The 22932-nt window shown below is 33.7% G+C and carries 17 protein-coding genes and 6 pseudogenes; 8 read left to right on the top strand and 15 right to left on the bottom strand.

Annotated elements, in window-relative coordinates:
• Positions 1-25 precede the first annotated feature (25 nt).
• Positions 26-1699 carry a ribonuclease J gene (locus DPQ31_RS15240; protein WP_208730609.1) on the top strand — a complete coding sequence of 558 codons (1674 nt, stop codon included), beginning with the start codon at positions 26-28 and terminating at the stop codon, positions 1697-1699.
• A 387-nt stretch (positions 1700-2086) separates the two neighbouring features.
• Here the strand turns inward: DPQ31_RS15240 and DPQ31_RS15245 are convergent, their stop codons facing one another.
• Both DPQ31_RS15245 and DPQ31_RS15250 read right to left on the bottom strand, forming a co-directional pair.
• Entirely contained in the window at positions 2087-2428 is a 342-nt protein-coding gene (locus tag DPQ31_RS15245; protein WP_098911759.1) for a YolD-like family protein, read from the bottom strand.
• Positions 2425-3690, bottom strand: coding sequence for a Y-family DNA polymerase (locus tag DPQ31_RS15250; protein ID WP_016108720.1), 1266 nt, complete (start codon positions 3688-3690; stop codon positions 2425-2427). The genes DPQ31_RS15245 and DPQ31_RS15250 overlap by 4 nt, the downstream gene beginning before the upstream one ends.
• 713 nt (positions 3691-4403) lie before the next feature.
• Here DPQ31_RS15250 and DPQ31_RS15255 point away from each other — a divergent pair.
• A pseudogene (locus DPQ31_RS15255) lies at positions 4404-4824 on the top strand (DUF1259 domain-containing protein).
• Between the two features lie 206 nt (positions 4825-5030).
• Here the strand turns inward: DPQ31_RS15255 and DPQ31_RS15260 are convergent.
• From DPQ31_RS15260 to DPQ31_RS15270, 3 genes and pseudogenes are all read right to left on the bottom strand, one after another.
• Positions 5031-5297: pseudogene (locus tag DPQ31_RS15260) on the bottom strand (D-alanyl-D-alanine carboxypeptidase family protein); the annotation flags it as partial.
• 186 nt (positions 5298-5483) lie between these two features.
• Positions 5484-7073, bottom strand: coding sequence for a bifunctional metallophosphatase/5'-nucleotidase (locus tag DPQ31_RS15265; protein WP_098911761.1), 1590 nt, complete (start codon positions 7071-7073; stop codon positions 5484-5486).
• Positions 7074-7566: 493 nt separating this feature from the next.
• Positions 7567-8403, bottom strand: coding sequence for a bromoperoxidase (locus DPQ31_RS15270; protein WP_098711655.1), 837 nt, complete (start codon positions 8401-8403; stop codon positions 7567-7569).
• A gap of 516 nt (positions 8404-8919) precedes the next feature.
• Between DPQ31_RS15270 and ycaC the strand changes: the two genes are divergently transcribed.
• From ycaC to DPQ31_RS15290, 4 genes are all read left to right on the top strand, one after another.
• Positions 8920-9564, top strand: a complete 645-nt coding sequence (gene ycaC / locus DPQ31_RS15275; protein WP_000131223.1) for an isochorismate family cysteine hydrolase YcaC — start codon at positions 8920-8922, stop codon at positions 9562-9564.
• 181 nt (positions 9565-9745) lie between these two features.
• Positions 9746-10390: a hydrolase gene (locus DPQ31_RS15280; RefSeq protein ID WP_000067163.1), complete on the top strand. Its 645-nt coding sequence runs from the start codon at positions 9746-9748 to the stop codon at positions 10388-10390.
• Positions 10387-10980 (top strand): antibiotic biosynthesis monooxygenase, encoded by a 594-nt coding sequence (locus DPQ31_RS15285; RefSeq protein ID WP_000806845.1) that lies wholly within the window; start codon positions 10387-10389, stop codon positions 10978-10980. Before DPQ31_RS15280 ends, DPQ31_RS15285 begins: the two co-directional genes overlap by 4 nt.
• 13 nt (positions 10981-10993) lie before the next feature.
• Positions 10994-12829, top strand: coding sequence for an amidohydrolase (locus DPQ31_RS15290; protein WP_141556018.1), 1836 nt, complete (start codon positions 10994-10996; stop codon positions 12827-12829).
• A 296-nt stretch (positions 12830-13125) separates the two neighbouring features.
• On the opposite strand, the gene DPQ31_RS15295 is transcribed toward DPQ31_RS15290, so the two are convergent.
• The 6 genes and pseudogenes from DPQ31_RS15295 to DPQ31_RS15320 all read right to left on the bottom strand — a co-directional run bounded on the left by DPQ31_RS15295 (position 13126) and on the right by DPQ31_RS15320 (position 18471).
• Positions 13126-14004 (bottom strand): LysR family transcriptional regulator, encoded by an 879-nt coding sequence (locus DPQ31_RS15295; protein WP_016108724.1) that lies wholly within the window; start codon positions 14002-14004, stop codon positions 13126-13128.
• 218 nt (positions 14005-14222) lie between these two features.
• Positions 14223-14656, bottom strand: a pseudogene (locus tag DPQ31_RS29365) (MarR family winged helix-turn-helix transcriptional regulator).
• A gap of 470 nt (positions 14657-15126) precedes the next feature.
• Positions 15127-16078: pseudogene (locus tag DPQ31_RS15305) on the bottom strand (magnesium transporter CorA family protein).
• A 458-nt stretch (positions 16079-16536) separates the two neighbouring features.
• On the bottom strand, positions 16537-17562 hold the full coding sequence (locus DPQ31_RS15310; RefSeq protein WP_208730611.1) for a ParM/StbA family protein: 1026 nt from the start codon (positions 17560-17562) through the stop codon (positions 16537-16539).
• Between the two features lie 35 nt (positions 17563-17597).
• The gene (locus DPQ31_RS15315) at positions 17598-17999 is read right to left on the bottom strand and encodes a hypothetical protein (RefSeq protein WP_000683233.1); all 402 of its coding nucleotides are present in this window, start codon (positions 17997-17999) and stop codon (positions 17598-17600) included.
• An 85-nt stretch (positions 18000-18084) separates the two neighbouring features.
• Positions 18085-18471 (bottom strand): annotated as a pseudogene (locus DPQ31_RS15320) (general stress protein).
• Between the two features lie 118 nt (positions 18472-18589).
• On the opposite strand from DPQ31_RS15320, the gene DPQ31_RS29370 reads away from it, so the two are divergent.
• Together DPQ31_RS29370 and DPQ31_RS15325 are read left to right on the top strand one after the other, a co-directional pair.
• Positions 18590-18745, top strand: a complete 156-nt coding sequence (locus DPQ31_RS29370) for a hypothetical protein (protein ID WP_002093610.1) — start codon at positions 18590-18592, stop codon at positions 18743-18745.
• 212 nt (positions 18746-18957) lie between these two features.
• Positions 18958-19323 carry a YxeA family protein gene (locus tag DPQ31_RS15325; RefSeq protein ID WP_098710901.1) on the top strand — a complete coding sequence of 122 codons (366 nt, stop codon included), beginning with the start codon at positions 18958-18960 and terminating at the stop codon, positions 19321-19323.
• A gap of 46 nt (positions 19324-19369) precedes the next feature.
• Here DPQ31_RS15325 and DPQ31_RS15330 read toward each other — a convergent pair whose 3' ends face one another.
• The 4 genes and pseudogenes from DPQ31_RS15330 to DPQ31_RS15345 all read right to left on the bottom strand — a co-directional run bounded on the left by DPQ31_RS15330 (position 19370) and on the right by DPQ31_RS15345 (position 22895).
• On the bottom strand, positions 19370-20080 hold the full coding sequence (locus DPQ31_RS15330) for an alpha/beta hydrolase (RefSeq protein ID WP_098710900.1): 711 nt from the start codon (positions 20078-20080) through the stop codon (positions 19370-19372).
• 223 nt (positions 20081-20303) lie between these two features.
• Positions 20304-20758 (bottom strand): annotated as a pseudogene (locus DPQ31_RS15335) (TspO/MBR family protein).
• A gap of 111 nt (positions 20759-20869) precedes the next feature.
• Positions 20870-22300, bottom strand: a complete 1431-nt coding sequence (locus DPQ31_RS15340; RefSeq protein ID WP_199633548.1) for a cryptochrome/photolyase family protein — start codon at positions 22298-22300, stop codon at positions 20870-20872.
• An 85-nt stretch (positions 22301-22385) separates the two neighbouring features.
• Positions 22386-22895, bottom strand: a complete 510-nt coding sequence (locus DPQ31_RS15345) for a carbonic anhydrase (protein ID WP_097959823.1) — start codon at positions 22893-22895, stop codon at positions 22386-22388.
• Between the last annotated feature and the right edge of the window lie 37 nt (positions 22896-22932).

A 22932-nucleotide genomic window follows, 5' to 3' on the forward strand; every position in this document is an offset into this window, starting at 1 on the left:
TTGTTTTAAAAAGGAGGATATTCATTTGAGTACAATAAATGAAAAACTATCTATTTTTGCTTTAGGTGGTGTTAATGAAATTGGTAAGAATATGTATGTCATACAATATTCAAATGACATTGTAATCATTGATTGTGGTTCTAAATTTCCTGATGAGAGTTTATTAGGAATAGATTTAATAATTCCTGACATTACATATTTGCAAGAAAATAAAGATAAAATTCGAGGCTTAATTGTTACACACGGACACGAAGATCACATTGGAGGTATTCCGTATTTTTTAAAGCAATTGAATGTGCCAATTTACGCAACAAAATTAACTTTAGGCTTAATCGGTATTAAATTAAAAGAACATAAACTTCAAGATTCGACACAATTAACTATTATTGACTCTGAGTCTTTAATTGAGTTTGGACAAATAAATTTATCCTTTTTCAAAACAAATCATAGTATTCCCGATTGCCTTGGGATTGCTTTTCATACACCCGAGGGTACAGTAGTCCATACAGGTGATTTTAAATTTGATTTAACTCCTGTAAACAATCAATATCCAGACATCCACAAAATGGCTAATATCGGAAGTAACGGTGTTTTAGCTCTCCTCTCAGAAAGTACAAATGCCGAACGTTCTGGATTTACTCCATCAGAGCGATTAGTAGGTGGAAAAATTGAAGAAGCATTTATCAAGGCTCATAGAAAAGTTATTATATCTACCTTTGCTTCTAATGTGAATCGTGTACAGCAAATAGTAGATGCCGCTTTGAAAACAAATAGAAAGCTTGCCCTCCTTGGAAGAAGCATGGTAAATGTAGTCTCTGTTGCCTTAGAACAAGGCTATTTGAATATACCTGAAGGAATGTTAATTGAAGCAAATGAAATTAACCAGCTAGAGCCCGAGAAAGTCGCTATACTTTGCACTGGTAGTCAAGGTGAACCTATGGCCGCTCTGGCCCGGTTGGCTAGTGGAAATTATCGACAAGTTGATATTTTACCGGGTGACACAGTCATTTTGTCTGCATCCCCTATACCAGGAAATGAACGTAATGTTTCACGTATTATAGATAACCTATTCCTATTAGGAGCAAATGTTATTTATGGATCTGGAAGTTCAACGGGAATGCATGTTTCTGGACATGCATATCAAGAGGAATTAAAATTGATGCTTACTTTAATGAAACCTAAATATTTCATTCCAATACACGGTGAATTTAGAATGCTACATCATCACCGTCAATTGGCCGAATCCGTTGGTGTCAAGAAAGATAATATTTATGTTATCGGCAATGGAGATGTTGTTGATATTAAAAATCAAACCGCCATGCAAACTAGGCGTATACCTGCCGGTAATATATATGTAGATGGATTAGGTATTGGAGATGTTGGGAACGCCTTATTGCGCGATCGTAAACAACTTTCTGAAGATGGCATGCTTGTAATAGTTATCACCTTAAGTAAAACGGAAGAAAAAATAATTTCTGGCCCAGACACAATTTCTCGTGGGTTTGTATATGTTCGCGATTCAGAAGATTTCTTAAAGAAAATTAATCAATTAGTTGTGGAAACTATCAACACATTACAAAAAGCACATATTTACCAATGGAATGTTCTAAAAAGAGAAATAAGAGAAACACTTGGCCATTTTATATACTCACATACAAAAAGAAAGCCAATGATCCTTCCTATCATAATTGAAGTTTAAATTACTTATTTTCTTTAGTTATTAAGTATTGCCTTGATTATGTCTACTATTATTTAAAACGGCTTTTTCTAAATGAATATAGTACTACCTAACAGCTCGTATTCGTAATTTCAAGAAACCCTTTAACTTCTGGTAGTACTAATTCTATCGTTTAGAGAGTTCATCATTTTTCCACATTATCGTATCATCCTTAACGGTAATAAAGTGAAACTTTAATCAGTGGGGTTTTGTTCATCCCCCACTGATTATTAGCCTTCACCAATCGGGCGTTTACGGGATAAAAGCAGTAGGAAGTTAAGGATAAGATATTTTAGTATAAGTGTAGTACTGTAACTGACCTTTCTATGCAGTAGGCTAAAAAATAATCCTACTGCATAGAAACATACTTTAATTAATCTCAATTACATCAACAAACTTAAAAGTACGCTTAGTACTAAAAGCATCAGTACACACAATCACCTCTCTTAATGGATTAATATCAACTACTGTTATGTAATTTTTATATAAGTAGCCACCTTTATAATATGTAAGTAAAATCTCTTCCTCACCTAAATAGGAACATAACAACTTATTTTCAAGCACTTCTTTTGCATCCTCTGTTAAGATCGGACGCGTGACTTTCGTTTTCGCATGTATCATTTCTTTAATAACTGCGAATTGCTCTGGCATACTAGAGAACGGTTGCCACTTTACCATCCCTCTTCCTTTTGGCATATTAGCATTCTTCACGATTTATGTCCTCCTAATAATGTGTTTCTATATCTTGCTGTTGCGACGCTTGTGTAGGAAATCCCACGTAAAATACTGTTCTTACCAAACCGTGTTCGAATTTCATCCATAACTTTCGTTAATCGGATTTCTTTTTCCCTTTGTACAATGTTATCGAAAAGCGAAATTTGCTCTTCACCTTCATTAATAAGGTTTGTTAATGAGACACTTAACGATCTAATCGGTTCTCCTGTATAGCGCTCATATAAAAAATATGTACAAACATTGTACATATCCATCGTTACATTTGTTGCCCGATTTAACGTATGTGCCTTTTTTATTCCCCCTCCATATTCCTTGCTATACCCAATTGAAAAATGAATTGTTTGTGCATATTTCTTTTCTCTTCTCAACCTATAACAAACTTCTTCTATATGCTCTAATAAAATAACTACGAACTCTCCTATCGAATAATCCCGTAATAATATTTGGCTTTTCGCTATAGATGTTGTCGCTGGAACGTATTTCTCTGCTATTCTGCTAAAATCAATCCCGTTACTATGTAAATGTAATTCTTCCCCTATTACACCGAAAGATTGCTTTAAATATTTCAAAGGATACTGAGCTAATTCTCCAATTGTATGTATACCTTTTCGATTCAATTTCATTTCAGTTTTGTACGATATACCCCAAAATTTACTGAGTGGTCTAATACTCCATAACTTCTCGGGTATATCGTCATACGTCCAGTGCGCTATTCCATCTTTACTCTTTTTCGCTTCAATATCCATCGCTACTTTACTCAATAATAAATTAGGCCCTATACCAATCGTACTTTCAATCCGTGTACGTTCATATATTTCTCGCTTGAGCTTTAATGCGAATTCGCGCGGATTACTCGCAAACAAATGAATACTTGCAGTCATATCCATGAAAAACTCATCGATACTATATTGATGAAAATCTTCCGGCGCAACATACTGCAAAGCCAAACTAGTTATGAAAGTTGAACATTTCATATACGTATGCATAATCGGATTTACAATAATAATATCTGGCCGCTTCGGTATTTCGTACAACCTTGCCATTTTCTTAATCCCTAACGCTTTTAATGGCGGTGTTGCTGCTAATACGATTGATCCACTCCGATTTACATCTCCTACGACAGCCAATTTTGTATAACGTGGATCCAGTCCTTTTTTAATACATGACACACTTGCATAGAAGCTACGAAGGTCTACACAAAGAATAATACGATTCGGTAAAAGAGAATAATCATACAAGGTTATCACCCCCCAACAAGGAACACTTGTTCTTATTATATACGAACTAACGTTCTTTTAAAAGGTAATTCTATGAAAATTTTGGTTAAAATAACCGTAATTTAATAATTTGTTTAAGAAAAACATAAGGAATTCCCTTCTATATTCATAAGAGGTTTTTTCTATACTTAAAAATATAAATAGATACAAGGAGAAACAACTGAATTCTTCGTGAATAAGCAAGGTATTTTAGAACCCATTCTTTTGTATTCAAAAAAGTCTTGTTTTTAAATAGATATGTTCATAGTAGCAATATACTTATATAAGAAAGACTTATTTCGAAAAAAATACTATTTAGCAGTACTTTTTATAGAAAATAAAATATTATTGGTTATTTTCTCACCGTTGTTTTTCTAGTTTTATCATTCAAATTTAGACACATATTTATCTAACCTACATAGACTAAAAGCGTATAATTACATACTTTATAGATTTTTTATAACAATATCTCGAACGGACTATCATGAATCATAAATTTAATAACTCGAATATACTAATCATTTTCGATTGAATTCTAAATATTTAATTAATATAACGTGCATTTCTTTTAAAATAAACATTAAATAAATTAAAATTACATCCTGTTTTTTGAATGTTGAAGAAAGATTGTTTATCTGTATTTCATCAATCAAATCTCTAATTACATAATTTTGTACGAGAAAGGGATTGAATTTATGCAAAATTTTAATTTCATTTGTGAACAATTTGCTACAATACTTAAAGGGAAAAGTAAAATAAGTCAAGGTGGTTGTTCGGTGTCTTTTCACCGTGATTTTAGGGTGCTTGTTCAAGGAAAACCGCGTACCTATGTAGTTACCCGTCGGAGTAAGTTTTGAATCGTTGGATCAAAATGGTAATGCATTAAATTTAGGCGAAATCGCTATTCTACAAGAAGAGACTCCTGCATTTATGAAATCAATTGTACAACAAGGAATTATTGTAAGTGCTTTACATAATCACTGGCTGTACATGAATCCCTTAATTATGTATATTCATATCCAATCCGTAGAGCCTCCATTACATTTTGCACAAAAGTTAGCCAATTCTTTTTTGTCCTTAAGTAGCTATCCTATCGCTAATAATGAGGGACAATAATTGGTGTTTAGAATATATTTATACATTACACTTTTCATATGTGCGAACATAATAAAATCATTTCACTTTGTACTCAAAAGAAAAAAACTGCCTATCAAATTTTTAGATAGGCAGTTGTTCAATCTATTAAAATAAAGTACCCTACTATTTTATAAAATACTATCCCCCAAACAAAAAATACAGATTTCCAATTCACTTTAGCCTTCTTATCTCATATATTCCCCTAAAGTTAGTTTTTCCTTGTATATTTTTTCAGCATCATCCCCTACATAGCGAATGTGCCAAGGTTCATACGCATAACCAGTTACATTCTCTTTTTCCTTTGGATAGCGAATAATAAATCCTGCACGATGCGCATTTTCTTTCAGCCATTTCTCTTACTTCGTCTTAACAAATGATAACTCTAGTTCATTATTTATACTTTTAACATCTATCGTTAAGCCTGTTTGATGTTCGCTATGTCCCGTTTTTTCAAAAAAAGACTCCCTGTACGTCCAGGATATCGACTTTTGTTTATTTCATTTTTTTTCGGCACTCTGCATCTAGACGGTATACCCATTGGCCACAGTTAGACTATTTCAAATCAAAAAACTAGATTACCTGCACACTAAAAAGTATAGCGCACAGGTAATCTAGTTGTTTTTGAGATTAATAAAAAACTAATTTATTTTTTGAATTCTTCCATCAATAATAGACTGAATTGGTTCTTTTGATTTTTTTATATAATCTACTAGTGCTTCAAAATCGGTTGGTCCTGTTTCAGCATCTTTACCGTTTTTAAAGGATACAAATCCATCTCCACCTGAAGCTAGAAATGCGTTCGCAACGACGCTGTAAGTTTTAGAAGGAATGATTTCTTCTCCATTTGTTAAGCGAATACTTGTTACTTTTTCTCCATTAGGCTTATTCGCATCCCAAGTGTATTGGATCCCTGAAATTTGAAGCATTCTTGTTATGTCTTTTTGCCATTGTTGATTTAAAATATCACGAATGTCTTGACCTGTTAAATTTACCTTTATTAATTGATTTCCGAATGGTTGAATACCATATATCTCTCCCCATGTAATATCACCAGCATCTAAGTCATTACGAATACCACCAGGATTCATAAGTGCAATTTGGGATTGCATTGTTGTACGCTGGGCATCAGCAACTAAATTTCCAAGAGTAGATTCACCAGCCGTATTGAGTTTGCGATCTAGTGGAGCAATAGACTTACCTACAACTTCATTAACAAGAGGTGCGATTTTTGCTTGATATTTCTCCATCTTCTTCTTGATTTTTTTATCAGGCTCTATGCCTTCATGATAAGTTGTAACAATTTCTGCTTTTTTCTCAACAATATCTTGTGTCTTACGATCAATCTTTACATCAACATCAGCAAAAGCCATACCATAAGAATTTGCTTGTACGACAAGTTTATTATTAACAGTTCCATTTACATAAGTGTGGCTATGGCCACCAAAAATAACATCGACTTCTGGATCAGTCTCATTTGCTAATCGGACGATATCACCATTTGTTACGCCGTTCCCATCTGTTGTACCTCCGTTATGTGCAAGAACAACGATAGATTTAACGCCTAGTTTTTTTAATTGCTTTACGGATTTGTTAATAGCTTCAACTTCATCTGTAATTTCTACATTCTTTAGCATAGTAGGCATAACAAGATTAGGAACATCCGTTGTTACGACTCCGATAAATCCAACAGGAACTCCTTGTACCTTTTTTATAGTGAATGGTGGTAAAAATAAACGACCGGTGGATTTATTATAGAAATTTGCAGCAACATATGGGAATTTTGCTCCTTTAAAATTTCCTGTTTTCTCATGGTATCCACCATAAATAAGGCGGTTCATTTCTTCAACACCTTCATCAAATTCATGATTTCCTATCGTTCCAACATCGAATTTCAAATCATTTAGAAATTCAATTGTAGGTTCGTCTTGTAATAATGCTGAAACAGGAGTACTTGCTCCAACAACATCGCCGGCATGTACCTTTAATGTATTTGGATTTTGTTTTTCACGATCACGTAAATAAGCCCCTAAGTACTCAATTCCCCCTGCATCTTTATTGTTAATTTTTTTTACAGTATCTAGTTGCCCATGAAAATCGTTAATACCGAGCATTTGTACATCTATGTAGCGGTTTTGTTCTGTACTTGCTTGGATTGAAGGCGCAGCAAATACACTAGTAAAAGTAACTGTACTTAATGCTAAAGCAACTGGAATGATTTTTTTCAACATAAAATTTCTCTCCCCTAATTAAAATCTGACATAATACGATGTTATTTTAATATATTAAGAGAATTATTTCCACAAAAATTCTACCAATTATAAAAATTAATAAGATTTTATTGTTTTCTGACAAGATATTTCTTCCTCAAAAAAATGTACATTTCTTTGTTTTGAGGATTATTCAAAATATTATCTTGATAGTAATATAACAATACTTCTAAGAAATCTAAAGAAATCTAAAAAACTCTAATCAATACATTTTAGCTGTTAAGAAGAATATTCAATCCAAAATTAATGGAGATTTATCAACCTAACATCTCAATATCACCATTAAAAAATGAATAGGAATTTCGTTATAGAAGATTTCTATTCTTTGAATTGATTACGGTGGTGCACTACTCCGCATTTAAAAAAGATGCTCCTGGATTTATCCAAGAGCATCTTTTTTTAGATTTATTTTTACTTGTTTATAATTTATCAATTAACAATTATATAGTTGTAATCAGTCATTTAAAAATAATAGGAGTGCTTCATTAAATTCTTTAGCATGAGTTGCATTTAGCCCATGTGGACCGCCCTGTATTAAAGCGAGTTTACTACCAGGAATGGCATCATATGTACGTTTTCCACTTAATTCAAAAGGTACAGTTGCATCAGAGTCACCGTGAATAATAAGAGTAGGTATATTAAACTTCTCCAGGTCTTTTCTAAAATCTGTCTTACTAAAGGCGGTAATACAATCAAGCGTTCCTTTAGGTGATGCACCGGCTGCAATATCCCAATTATATAAACGGAATGGTTCACTAACTAAATCTGTTCGATTACCAGCCGCGAAAAATCCCTTAGTAAATTCATCAAGAAATGCAAGGCGGTCATTTATCACACCACTTTTGAATGCTTCAATTGTTTCATCATCTAATGCCCCTTCAGGATGATCCTCTGATTTGTATAAATATGGAGGAACTGCTCCAGCAAAAACAGCCTTTTCAATACGATCTGTTCCATACGTACTAATGTACCGGGCTACCTCGCCTCCACCCATAGAAAAACCAACAAGTGTGACATTTTGAAGCTCTAACTGTTCTAATAGTTGATGTAAATCAGAAGTAAAGGTATCATATTCATACCCTTCCCACGGCTGAGATGATTTTCCAAAACCTCGACGATCATATGTTATAACTCTGTATCCATCCTCAACAAGAGCGGGAACTTGATATTCCCAAGATCGACCGCTTAACGGCCAACCATGAATTAGTACAACTGGTTTTCCTGTGCCATGATCCTCATAATATATCTCAATTGGTGCTTGGTTTTCGGTTCCTACAGTAATTTTAGCCATGCTTCTACCTCCAAAAAATATTCTAATATGTATCCTTTTCTTCAATAATCCGGATGAATCTCATAACTTATTCATGCACGTTTATGTTGTGAACTCTAAGTATGAAACTCTATTGTTCCAATGCATTCATTTTCTCCTTTTGGAACAATCCCCCCTCTAATATCTTTTTCATCATAAAATACTTACTGAACATTACTCATATTCAATTGTAATAACAAAAATAGGTGACTATCAATATCGTTCTATCTATAGAATGTATAGGTAAAATCAATCTATTTTATAGTGAAAACAACTATAGTTACGACCTATACGAATTATAGATAATTTAGAATTGATTAACGAATCAGTTTTCAAATACTATAAATTTGTATAGCACTTCATGTTCTATGAATGCTGCTATAACTAATATTATTGGTCAGCTTAGTTATAAACGAATCGTAACAAACGAAGAAACTTATGATAGTATTCGACTATTTAACTTTTCTTCGATTACTTAATTTTTAGGAGGAATACATAATGACTGATCTCTATTCTCGTATTAACAAAGATGATGCTGTCGTGCTTTTAGTAGATCATCAAACTGGTCTTATGTCCGGACTAGTACGTGACTATGGTGTTGATGAATTTAAGAACAATGTTTTAGCTCTTGCTCACACTGCTAAGTTTTTTGATTTACCAGTTATTTTAACAACAAGTTTTGAAAACGGACCTAACGGACCTTTAATGCAAGAATTGGTTGATCTCTTTCCTCACGCACAAAAAATAGCTCGCCCTGGACAAATTAACGCATGGGATAATGATGATTTTGTAAAAGCAATCGAAGAAACTGGAAAGAAGCAACTTATCATCGCGGGCGTAGTTACGGACGTTTGTGTTACTTTCCCAGCACTTTCCGCTATAAAAGCTGGATATGAAGTATTTGCTGTTACTGATGCTTCGGGAACTTTCAGTAAACAAGTTGCAGATGCTGCAAATACTCGCATGGCACATAGTGGCGTGCAACTTATGAACTGGTTTAGCGTAGCTTGCGAATTACAACGCGATTGGCGCAACGATGTCGAAGGTTTTGGTAATTTGCTTGCTAGTAATCTTCCAGGCTATCAAAATATAATTGGAAGCTATATGGGCGCGCAGCGAGATCTTAGTAAACAAAATGCATAAATGTATTTCAAAGAAATGACTTTAAATCACTTTCAAAAAAATGGATAGTATACATTTAGTGCTGATTAAATCAGCACTCTCTTTTAAATTAAAAGGTATAGCAAAATTTTTTTTTTACGATTACAGTTTTAATTGTTGAAAATATATTATTTTCAACAATTAAAAAAAGGAGCGTTTTATTATGAGTAATTTAGAATTGTTAAATCCAGAGAACAGTGCCTTAATTTTAATTGATTTTCAGCCTCAAATGACTTTTGGAGTTGCAAGTATTGATAGACAAACATTGATTAATAACGTTATGTTGCTTGCTAAATCAGCAAAAACTTTTAACGTACCTACTATTCTTACTACAGTTGAGACACGTAGCTTTTCTGGTTATTTTTGGCCACAAATTCTTGACATATTCCCAAACCATGAAATTATAGAACGCAGTTCAATGAACTCTTGGGAAGATCCAAAATTTGTTGAAGCAGTTAAAGCAACAGGTAGAAAGAAATTAATATTTGCAGCACTTTGGACTGAAGTTTGCCTTGCATTCCCTGTGCTTGAAGCAATGAAAGCTGGCTATGAGGTGTATGCAGTTGATGATGCTTCAGGTGGTACTAGTTTGACAGCACATAACGCTGCTATGCGCCGTGTAGAACAAGCTGGTGCAATTCCAGTGACAGCAATTCAAGTTTTACTTGAATACCAACGTGACTGGGCACACAAAGATACTTATGATGCTGTAATGGAGATTGTAAAGGAACACACTGGTGCTTATGGTCAAGGTGTAGAATACGCATATACTATGGTGCATGGTGCGCTTCCAAGCAGGAAAATATGAAACAAGAAGGAGTAGCTGTCGAAGAGACTTATACAGGGAACGCGATGGATGCTGCCGATCCAGTAACAACGATTGTTACATGGGAAATTCAACAGGGTAAAGAAAAACAGTTTGAAACATGGAGACACGAAATTGAAGCTGCCGCTACTAAATTCCCAGGACATTTAGGTGTAAATCTAATAGTCCCAAATAACGAATTCAGAGAGTATACTGTTATTTTTCGCTTTGATACGTATGAGCATCTACGTGCTTGGCAAGAATCAGATGTTCGCCGAGATTTGTTAAAAACGGCCGAACAATTTCAAGTTACTAATCCAAGTTATAAAACTGAAAGCAGTTTGGCTTATTGGTTTGTTACTCCGAAAACGCCAGTCCCACCTCAAAAATGGAAAATGTCTATCGTTACCCTTCTGGGTGTATGGCCTCTTAGCATGTTAGTTCCTAAATTGATAGGACCTATCATAAAACATATGAATCCTATTATGTCCGCTTTTTTTGTTTCTGTATGTATAGTGTCCTTGCTATCATGGGTAGTTATGCCGATTTTCGGTAAATTATTTCATCCATGGTTACAAAATAATAGGAAGTAGACGAGGTGTGAATATGAATTTACCGGATATGATCTTATATAACGGAAAAATTACTACCCTTGATCCCTCTCAACCTGAGGTATCTGCTATCGCCATAACTGATGGTTTAATAACTGCAATAGGTGGAGATGAGCTTCTTGATAGCGCCACAGAAAAAACAAAAAAAATAGACCTTAAAAGAAAAAGAGCTATTCCAGGTCTGAATGACTCTCATATACACGTTATTCGTGGCGGTCTTCATTATAATATGGAATTACGATGGGAAGGTGTGCCTTCAATTGCCATTGCTCTCGAAATGCTCAAAGAACAGGCAAGGCGTACACCTGCTCCTCAGTGGGTAAGAGTAGTTGGAGGTTGGTCTGAATTTCAATTTAAAGAGAGACGGATGCCAACTTTGGAAGAGATTAATGCTGTTTCTGAAGACACACCTGTCTTTGTGCTACATCTTTACGATAGAGCACTTGTAAATCGTGCAGGGCTGCGTGCACTGGGATACACAAAAGATACCCCAGACCCTCCAGGTTGTTTAATTGAACGGGATAAACGAGGTAATCCAACGGGCCTTTTAATTGCAAATCCTAACGCTTCTATTCTTTATTCAAGTTTGGGTAAAGCTCCAATACTTAATTTTGACGACCAGATTAATTCAACTCGCCATTTTATGCGCGAATTAAATAGATTAGGTATTACAAGTGCCATTGACGCAGGTGGCGGTTTCCAAAATTATCCTGATGACTACAAAGTTGTTGAACATTTAGCTGAGAAGGAACAATTAACTTTGCGTATTGCTTATAATCTATTTACACAAAATCCAAATCATGAATATGAAGACTTTGCTTCATGGGCAAAAATTGTTTCTCCAGGTCAAGGAAATGATAAGTATAAAATGAATGGTGCCGGAGAAATGTTAGTATTCTCGGCAGCCGATTTTGAAAAATTTCAAATGCCACAGCCCGAACTAGCTACGATGATGGAAGCTGACTTAAAGAAAGTAATTTCTCTATTGGTAGAAAACCGTTGGCCATTCCGTTTACATGCAACTTATGACGAGTCAATCACACGATTCTTAAATGTATTTGAGGAAGTCAACAAAGAAATTCCTTTTAATGGTCTACGATGGTGGTTTGACCATGCAGAAACAATCTCAGATCGTAGTATGGAACGTGTTAAGGCTTTAAATGGCGGTATCGCTATCCAAGACCGCATGGCTTTTCAAGGTGAATACTTTGTTGATTTATACGGAAAGGAAGCTGCAAAGCGTACTCCTCCGATTTATCGTATGTTAGACCTAGGTATACCTGTTGGCGCAGGTAGTGATGCAACTAGGGTTTCCAGCTATAACCCTTGGGTCGCTCTTTACTGGATGGTTGCCGGAAAAACCATTGGTGGTCTTTCGATATACGACGAAAAAAATAAACTTGATAGAAAAGTAGCCCTGGAATTATATTCAAAAGGAAGTGCGTGGTTCTCTGATGATGAAGGTAAAAAGGGAATCCTTGCAGTGGGTCAATTTGCTGATATTGCTGTATTGTCTGCTGACTACTTTACTGTGCCAGAAGAAGAAATCAAGAACCTTGAATCATTACTCACTATTATGGGTGGGCAGGTTGTTTATGGAAATGATGAATTTAAAAGGCTATCACCTGAATTGCCGCCAGCATCACCTAATTGGTCACCGACGGGAGTTTATGGTTATGGTGGTGCTAACCTAGCCCACACTATACTTTCTCACGATGCCCATGATCACAAGTTACATAGTTGCAGTAACCCTCTCCATCAACACACTCATACCATAATAGGAAAAGATGGAACTAAATGGGGTATTGGTTGTACTTGCTTTGCTTTCTAAGTCAAAACCACCGGTATAATGCCCGGTGGTTTTCTTTATGCAATAAGAATATGTAAACAGAAATAGCAGTATATCCCTAATGGAATCTATTACTATGCGATAAGACCGAAGAGTTAATTGATTAACTTGACTTGTTTTTAACAGCCTTCTCCCCTTAAGTAAAATTCCATGGTATTCCCTTTTGAAGCGACTACACCACACATATAAATCTACTTGCCCTTTAACTGTAATTTAGGTCTTATCCTAAGAATTATGTATCATTTTTAATTCCCACACTATAATCATTATTATTTCTATTATACTAATACTTTTTTAGGTTCATTTAACTTCTGCATAAAGATACGTGCTGCAAAACTTAAAAATTTATCATCAAAGTGAATAAGATTAATATCTTGACTTGGTGTTGGTTCAATAATACGAACTATGCTCAAAGTATCATTATTAACGAAGTTAACCAGTGAAAGAGGTATTATGGCAACCCCATGTCCATTGTATACAAGACTCAATAGAGAAATAGAAGATTTTGTTTCTATATTTGCTTCGGATAAAGATAACCCTAAACTCTCACAATATATTTTAATAGATTCACGACAACTACATGAAACCATTATTCTACTCAGTCCTACTAATTCTCGAAAAGAAACAAATGATGTTTCATTCAAAGGATGATTTTTTGGAATGGCAAGGACAAGCTCTTCGCTATACAAAAGGGTGCTTGTTAATGTGTCTGGAATTTGAGCACTACGCGTGATGCCTATATCAATATTTTTATCAACGATTTGATTTACAGCAACTTCAGATTCTATAATTTTTACTACGATGTTAGGATAATGTTGTTGAAACTTCATAATATAAGGTGTTAAATAAGTGAGATCCTCTAATAAACCTCCTATAGTAATTACCCCTCTTTTTACCCCCTTTAATTCAAAAATTTCATTATAAACGTCATCAAATTGTTGCATGATAAATTTTCCTTTATCAAATAGCAACTTACCCGCTTCTGTCATTTTGATACCTCTTCCAACTCGATGAAACAAGGGTGTATCAAGTTCACCTTCTAACACACGGATTTGTTGGCTTAAAGTCGGCTGTGAAATACCTAGAACTTCCGCAGCTTTAGTAAAACTATTATTATTACAAACTTGAATAAAATACTCTAAATGACGTAATTCCATTCTTGATACCCACTCTCCGCTTTATGAAAGATTTATAATGAAAAGGACGATATGTATACGTTAATATAACAACTTTATTCCCTACTGTACTGATTTAAATAATATGATTTATTCATTTTGTATTATAATACATTTACTACCACTTATTAATTTTTCCTCCTATTTATTTAATTTATATGTAATTAGGATATTACTAAACAGAAATAGCCTCTACAAACTTACAATTTCTGTGCGTAATATCCTAACTTTTTCAACCGTTTCATTATTATTTTTTTCTCAATATAGTCCAAACTACCAAATATTTGCCGAATCTCCTCTTTATGCTGAGGAAAAATAATATCATCGATTCAATACCTTCTGAAGTAATTGACGCATACATGACACGGCAGTCTTTAGGACATGGTTTTCACCTCTTCTTTTCCAACCTATTCACTACATACATGATACTACTACTTGCAAGTAATGTTTTGTCTTCAAGTTTTTGTATAGGCTGATCGCCTTTACTGTATAATAGCTTAAGCACTGCAAATTCTGTTGGATTAAGTCCATAAATTTTTATATCCTTTTCAATACGTTTAGTGATTGACTGTAATTCCCTTGATAATATAACAAATAACTTTAAAGATAGGCTCTCATCGTTAATCACCCTCACAATTACCAATCCTTTACAAGTTATCTTGAATTCGAGATTCATTATATTATCGTCAAAATATTATGTCAATCATTCATTTTAGCTTTATCAAGCCACTTATAATTTATTTCTCAACATAAGACATATGGAATTAGAAGAAAACAATTGTTACTATATAAGTATCTCAATTACGTTATTTCTTTTAAAGAGAGCTTGTTTTCTAACGCAAGTTCTCTTTTGTCGTATTCTAAATTGAATCGGGACAAATTTCAGATAATGATTCTGCCCATGTGTATGATATAGTTTTTAAACAAAGATTAGAGCCCTCCTACAAGAAGAAGAGCTCTAATCTTTCATATAAATATTCACCATTTTTTTCATTGCGTGAACATCAAAACTTTAACTTGATGGGGATATGATACTACCTCAATTAATAAATATTCCTAACCATATATCTAGGTTAATATCTATCATATTTTTTATAAAAAGGATTAATTGGATTTAAAAAAAGATTTCTTTTTCTTTACTCGTAATAAATCACCTGTCCATCCTTTTCACCCGCATATACAAATACATACCCACTGTTGTGAAAATAATAAATAAGAGAGCGATTAAATAGCTATATTTCCATTCTAGTTCAGGCATATATTTAAAATTCATCCCCCACAATGCTCCTAAGGCCGTCAAAGGCGTACTTACAGCAGTTAATACAGTAAGAGCTTTCATAATTTCATTCCCACGATGAGAAGAAACAACTTCTTGTAAATGAATCATCGTGTCTAATTCTTCTTGGTACTCTTTAACAAGTTGTAATCCACGCTCTAATTTTACGTGTGTTTGTTTATAACAAAGGGTGTTTGTTAGGTTTTCTAACCAAGCTTCTTTCAGGCCTTGTAACACTTCTTGTATTAAGCGAAACACATGTGTGTTCATAAATAATTCATGACGAATATGATAAATTCTTTCTAAAACTGCTATGTTATTATGATGATAAAAATCCCATAATACATTTCTGAAATTGTTTTCGAAATAGTCAACCTTTCTCAAGTAGTGAGATATAAACATTGATAAGATAGCACATAATCCTTCAGCGGAGCTATTACAATTTTTTACACTAAAAGAGGAATTATGTATTAATTTTTGAAAATCCTCTTCCTCTTTTTCTTGGACCGTTATCAGTATTCCATGAGCTACGAAATAATGAAGAAAGTTTTGAATTTTGGCGTCCTTTTTATCTTGATCATATAAAAACGAACCATATACACAAGTTTGACTTGGTGATAACGTATAAACATATAATCCATTTTCACAAGGAGAACTTATTTTCTTTACAAATTGAGAGAAATAAGATGTTACATCACGAGGGATTATAGAAGAAAGTTTTTCAAGCTCACTAGTTTTCACATGATACCAACTCCATTTCGGCATTTTTATGCATTCCATATTATTCTTCCTTCCTGAATAGTTTTATGTTTGATCGAATCATATCCGTAATATGAAATTTGTATGTAGGTATTCATGTCTTGGAGGAAAAGTTTTTAGATCATCTAAATTACAAAATAAATGGCATAGGAGGTCTTATTCTTTTAAAAGGAAGACCCCCTATATATTAGCTATTTTTATTCTCAATTTTAAACATTTCCTCTATACAAGCACTTTTTATCCCGCTTTAATGGGCAGTAAGACCCCCGCCTCAAAATTCAGCGAAAGCAAAGAAGTTAGGTGGAGGATCAACTGCCCATAAAAGTCCGATTGGTGAGGGCTGATAATCAGTGGGGGATGAAGAACCCCCCCACTGATTAAAGTTTCACTTTATCTTTTCTTATAAAGAATTTATTATATGTGAAAAAGAAGCAACATAATTTGGCACGTCCATTCAACGAACTCCATTTCGGTCGTTATTATAATTTAGATTCATATGCAGATTGATTGGTGATGTCCTCAAATACTTGACTTCCAATAATATAGTATCCATGAAGTGCAGCCTCTTTCGAAGCGTCTACCATACGGAAAGAAGAAATTTCACCTTGCATTTTTTCAATTCGTTTTTTGTGGAGATCTACTATTCCTCCTGTCCAAATAATAGTATCGTACTGTTCTAACTTAAATTGTTCTTGTAATACACGCATGACGTCTTGGAAGTGTGCATCCAACTCTTTTTGAATCAAAGTATGAACCTGTTTTGTCTGAGGATTTTCTTCTCGAAATTCATATCTTTTTTCTAATATTTTTGGCATGTCGTTAATATGCAAGTGATTACTTTCACCCCCATGATTCTGCATGATATTCTTAATATTTTTCAAAGGCTTGTTACATCCTAGTTCTGTCTCATAATGATTTAAAATGACATTCTGTTTCATATCTGTCATTTCTAATGTACGAAATCCACCATCAATAATTAAGATACGATCTCGTTCCTGAATGATTCCCGCTTTTAAGAAATAGGCATGTAAAGCGACTGGTTGCTGAAGAATCAAAGCATTTTCCACCGTAATATTAATAAATTTCCCATCAATTTGCACGGAAGTTTCTTTTTTTAGTGCACGTTGTAATTGCTCATGCTGACTACCAAAACAAGTAACGGGAAGCCCGGTAACAACTAAAGGTAACACGACATTTTCTTTATAATCCTTTGCAATGCAACCAAATATTTGTTGTTTAAACCGTTCGCTTTCATAATAATTTTCTATTTCTTCGTCAAATGGAGGAAGAAATGATGCGTCAGATTGATGTGCTTCATTTCCCATGTAGTATGCAAAGTCTAAGTCTATAAAACTTACCTTTGTTAAATCTTCACTTTCAGCATGATTAGGTACAGGGGCTAGTGTGGAAGCTTCACTCTTAATCGTCACCTCAGAATCTACATCCTGTCGATATGCCCGCTTTGTAAAACCAATTCCTACATCAATCGCATACAGAGATTTCATACTTTTTTCCTCACTTTCTCTTTTTAGAATTAAATCTAAGCACTCTCTTCTTTCCCTTCTTTCATATATTTCTTTTCATTTTTCGTTTTTTCTCCATCTATGTCCTTACTATTTTCATTTATTTCGTAATCCTTTTCATCTTTTTTCTTTTTGTTATTTTCGTTTTCTGTTAAATCTTTAATGGTAGAAATGACAACCGGTGTGGCTGTAAGCAGTTGTGGTAATGTTTGTTTTGCAACATTAGCTGCAGTTACAGAGAATTGTTTACTTGTCTCAGTTACCTTCTCTAATGTTTCCTTTATGTTTCCTTCTTGTAGTTTGTCTTTTACGCTTTTTCCTGTTGTTTGTATAGCTTTCCGGTTTTCTTTTTTTAATAGGGAGACCATGACTCCGGTCGTAATCCCAATCACAGCATATTTAAATATCGTATGTTTCATTTTCCTCATCCTTCTCTACTTTTATTTTTTTCAATGCTACAACCTAAAATAATTACCTTACCTATTTATCAGATGTTGCAATCTATTAGAGAGAATGATAGTTTTGCGGCTGCCTATCACTCGCCGTTGGTGTTTCAGCTGTTACTAGGAGTAAAATTCTCCCTTGATCTAGTTTTTCTTCATATAAGTTAACTTCCTCCTTCGACAACCCTATTTCCTCCATTTGATTTCGGAGTTCGTCCCCTTTTTGGGAGAAAAAGTTAATAATACTTGTGCCCAATCCTTGTTCTTTTACTCCAATCGTATTTGTGTTTGTATCATCCGCAATCTTTTTTGTTAGATGTTTTTCATGTGTTAAGACGTAAATATCATCTTGGCGAATCCCTTACAATTCTAGCTCTTTTACTTTCATAACTACTTCCTGTTCATTTTCATATTCATGAACCACCGGTTTTCGTTCATTCTTATGCATGGTATTTTTCCTCCTTTAGATTTTTATTTTTTTATTTAGTTGTTATGTAATATGTAATACACCTATTTTAAAGATGTTAAACCTAAATTTTCGAAAAATTTCATACAATAGGTTATTAATGTTTTTGAATATCAAAGTGATGTCACGAGAACTTTGCTTTGATAAAAGTGTTACAAATAACGATTTATTTGGAAGGCAAGCCCTTTATTTTATAGAAAATTTCTATATAGAAAAAGTTACAAAAGGAGTACAAGATACTTTTTTCGGTAATTAAATCAAAAGAAAAATAAAAAACCAAATAACCTACCATCAAAAAATAAAGAAAACAGGTTATTTGGTTATTCATTCCGTAAGCTTAATGCTCAAGTTAGTCTTTTTTCACACGGTCAAACTTTATTAAGAAAATATTAAGGAATTTCCCTCTATATTCATAAGAATTTTTTCCTATACTTAAAAATAAGTAAATTAACAAAAGGAGAAACAATCATGAAGAAATTTTTACTTTGCATATTAGGAATAGGCCTCCTTATATACTTACTACCGTTCATATTACGCGGGGATTTGGACCGATTTAATCCACTTGCTGAAGAAAAACATGTATATGCCGTTGCGAAAGGGTATGGTGTTCCCGATTATCATACGAACGGTAGAGCTATGTACTCGTTAAAAGGCATTGATGAATCTGGCAATGAAGAAGAGTATACAGTAGGAACGAATACTCCTAATGATTTTATAAGAAAAACTTACTTGAAAATTCATGTGAAAGGTAGGTATGTTTACTCGTACGAGGCTATTTCTGACAAGGATATTCCGGAGAAAATAAGAGGGAAATTGGAGATAGAAGTTAAATAAAAGAGCCCACTCGTATGAGTTGGCTCTTTATTACCTCTCCCGTCTATCATTGTTTTAACAACCATTCTTCCATTACTTTCACTGTTTCATCTTGTTGTGCTTTTGACGTAATTAAGCTAGCATTATCACCTTTTTGCTCGCCATACATGCCGAAATTAGCATGATTCCCCCCTTTTATCATGTGCATAGTTGTATTCTTTGACATTAACTTTTTATTGTTCTCTATTTTTTCTACAGTTGCTAAAGCATCTACTTCTCCATAAATAGATAACATTGGAATCGATTTGGTAGAGAAATCATCTGCGGGATAAGAACCTAAGAAAATGATTCCGTCTACCTTTTCTTCATGCTGAAAAGCATATTTAGAAATCATAGCTCCGCCCATTGAATGCCCTGCAACATACCATTTCTGAACTTCAGGATACTGTTCCATTACACTGTCTACTGCATTGATTCCAAGTATCGCTAAATTTAATGGTAACTTAGGCATTACTACAAAATGCCCATCTTTTGCAAGAGCTTCTCCTAAATAACTATAAGCTTCAGCTTCTACTTTAGCTCCTTGATAAAAAATAACTCCTATTTTAGCATCTTTCTCTCCAAAAACTATATTCTCTTCATCTTTTCTATTATCTACTAGAGACAAAGCCTCTTTCGTTGGTTTATAAGTAAACTGAGACCAAGTCAAAAAAGTAATACTTCCGATAATTAAAATACTTAATACAGAGTACAGAACAATTTTTATCCATTTCTTCACATATATGACCTCCCTAAGATGTGTATATTCTATACTTTAGATTATCATTAATAAAGTGAAATTTTAATCAGCCCTCACCAATCGGGCTTTTACGGGCAGCCCGACCCCCACCTAACTTCTTTGCTTTCGCTGAATTTTGAGGTGGAGGTCTTACTGCCCGTTAATGCGAGATAAACATAAAAACTCGAGCATTTTTATTATGCTCAAGTTTTTATTTACGTCTTTAATTTATACTATAAATTGTCCAAGATAAATATGTAGCAAATGCAGCCCATAAAAAATATGGAATTAGCAACCATGTCGATACTTTAGATAAATTGGAAGAAACCGCTATGAGAAGTAACGTAGTAATAGTGACTAGTAAACAATCTATTGTTGCTAAAAACAAATTTTTTTGACTGAATTGAAAGTAGCTGAACGCTTGATTGCACATATAATTTAAAAGGAATACAAACCAAAATGTTTTTGGCTTACATCCATATTTGTTGTAAATAATTGCAACGGATAATGCAATAAGTCCATATAATACAGCCCAAATCATTCCGATTGTCATGCCAGAAGGCGTCCAAGACGGCTTTCCTATTGATCGTACCACATACGATCAATGGGAAATAAAATACTAGAAACATAAAACAAACCATATGTTAGTAAAAATACTATAATACTAGATTTTTTCATAAACATTCTCCTTTTTACTAGAAGATTATAGAAACTTTATATGATTAGTATGTCCTTGTAATGGATAAAATTCTAATATTTAAATTTTGAATACATATTGTTTAATCTATTTTATACGAACTCTTTCATACTTTTATATGCACAAAGTGCTCTCTCCCGCGCTGCCTTATGATCAACAACTGGCAAAGGATATGTATGACCAAGCTGTATATTGGCCTTTTGTAAAATATGCTCAGGTGCTTCCCACGGCTTATGTATATATTTATTCGGTATATCTCTTAATTCTGGCACCCATCTTCTTATATACTCCCCATTTTTATCAAACTTTTCTCCTTGTGTAATCGGGTTAAAAATACGAAAGTATGGTGATGCATCCGCTCCACTTCCAGCAACCCATTGCCACCCCATTGTATTATTTGCAATATCAGCATCTAATAGTGTATCCATAAACCATTTTGCTCCTTCTTGCCATGGGATTAATAAATGCTTTACAAGAAAAGAAGCTACAGCCATTCTTGCTCGATTATGCATAAAACCTGTTTGCCACAGTTCCCGCATTCCCGCATCAATAAACGGATAACCAGTTTCACCTTTCTGCCATACTGTTAATAACTCCTCTTCATTATTCCACGGAAAATGTTCAAAGCTCTTATTAAGAGGTTTATATACTGTAAATGGATAATGATATAGTAAATAATAAGAAAACTCTCGCCAAATTAATTGACGTATAAAGCTATTCACTTGTTTTTCAAAAAGACTACATTGTCTTTCGGTACTTTTATTTATTAAGTAATGATACATCAACCTCACTGATATTTGACCAAATGAAAGATACGGTGCCAACATCGAATGGACATTTTGATTTGGAAAATCTCTTCCTTCACTATAAGAGGCTAATTTGCTAGAGAAAAATTTCTTACATGTTTTATATGCCCCTTCTTCTGTCGGATCCCATATTGCTTCCATATGAGATGTCCACGGTATAGTCGGCAACAAGTTTAATTCTGAAACAGATAAGCTTGCTGGTAAAGAGTTTCCTCCCTTTATACTCTGCACTTTACTAATAGGTTTAGGTATTATCTGCTTTTGAAATGCATTGTAAAAAGGCGTAAACACCTTATATTCAGTGTTATCTTTCTTTTTAATAATCCACGGTTCTAATAATAAATGCGAATTAAATTCCTTACAAATAATACCTTTACCTTCTAACATCATTTTCATTTTTTGATTAGATTGTAATCTGTCCGGATCATAGCAAATATTCCAATATACAGCCGTTATACCTAACTGTTCTATGAGAGAAAATATTTCTTCCTGTGTATTTCCTTTGCGAATTATTAAAGTAGAGCCTAATGTCTCAAGTTGCTTTTTTACATCTATTATTGCATGGTGTAACCACCACTTTGACGCACTTCCCATTGAAAAAGTTTCGTCATGTACATATACCGGAACAACCTCACCAGACTGAGCAGCTTCAAATAAAGCTGGGTTATCATATAAGCGAAAATCTTTTTGAAACATAACAATAATTTTGTTTTGCATAACTATCCCTTCTAATTCTTAAAACATATTAAATTTTATTATATAACAGTAATTTCTACCTAAGAATTTATTTGTCCCTAATAGATTAAATGTATTCAACTACTTTATTAGCAGAAACTTTTGCAACCGTTTCTTTTCCACCTGTTCTATCAATCATGAAACCATGAACTTTAATATCAGAAGGTACTAACGGATGCTGACGAATCATATCTATACTCTTCTTAATATTTTCACTAACATTTTCTTGTCCACTTAGCCATGCATTCAGGCTACCACTTGAGAATTCAGGCATGCAATTTTTAAAGAGATAGTCTAATTTTATATTATCTTTTATGAAATCATGTTGAGTTTGTAGATTAACTGAAGAAGTTTCTTTATCCTCTATTCCGACAACAAAAATTTCTTCAACGTTTTCTTGATAAATAGCAATAATAACAGATCTCATTATATCTCCATAAGGATGTACAATTACAGAATCGTAGCTGTGTATAGTCAACATGTTTTCTTGTTGACTGTTAGTTACTTGTTGGATAATAGGCTCTATTCCGTGTTCAATGTCTGTTAACAATAAAACTTTTTTATTCTTTGAATTCATATGGAGCACTCCTTCTTCATTATTGTACTTATGAAAC

It is taken from the genome of Bacillus sp. COPE52 (assembly GCF_003355115.1).
In the GTDB taxonomy this organism is placed as follows: Bacteria; Bacillota; Bacilli; order Bacillales; family Bacillaceae_G; genus Bacillus_A; species Bacillus_A toyonensis.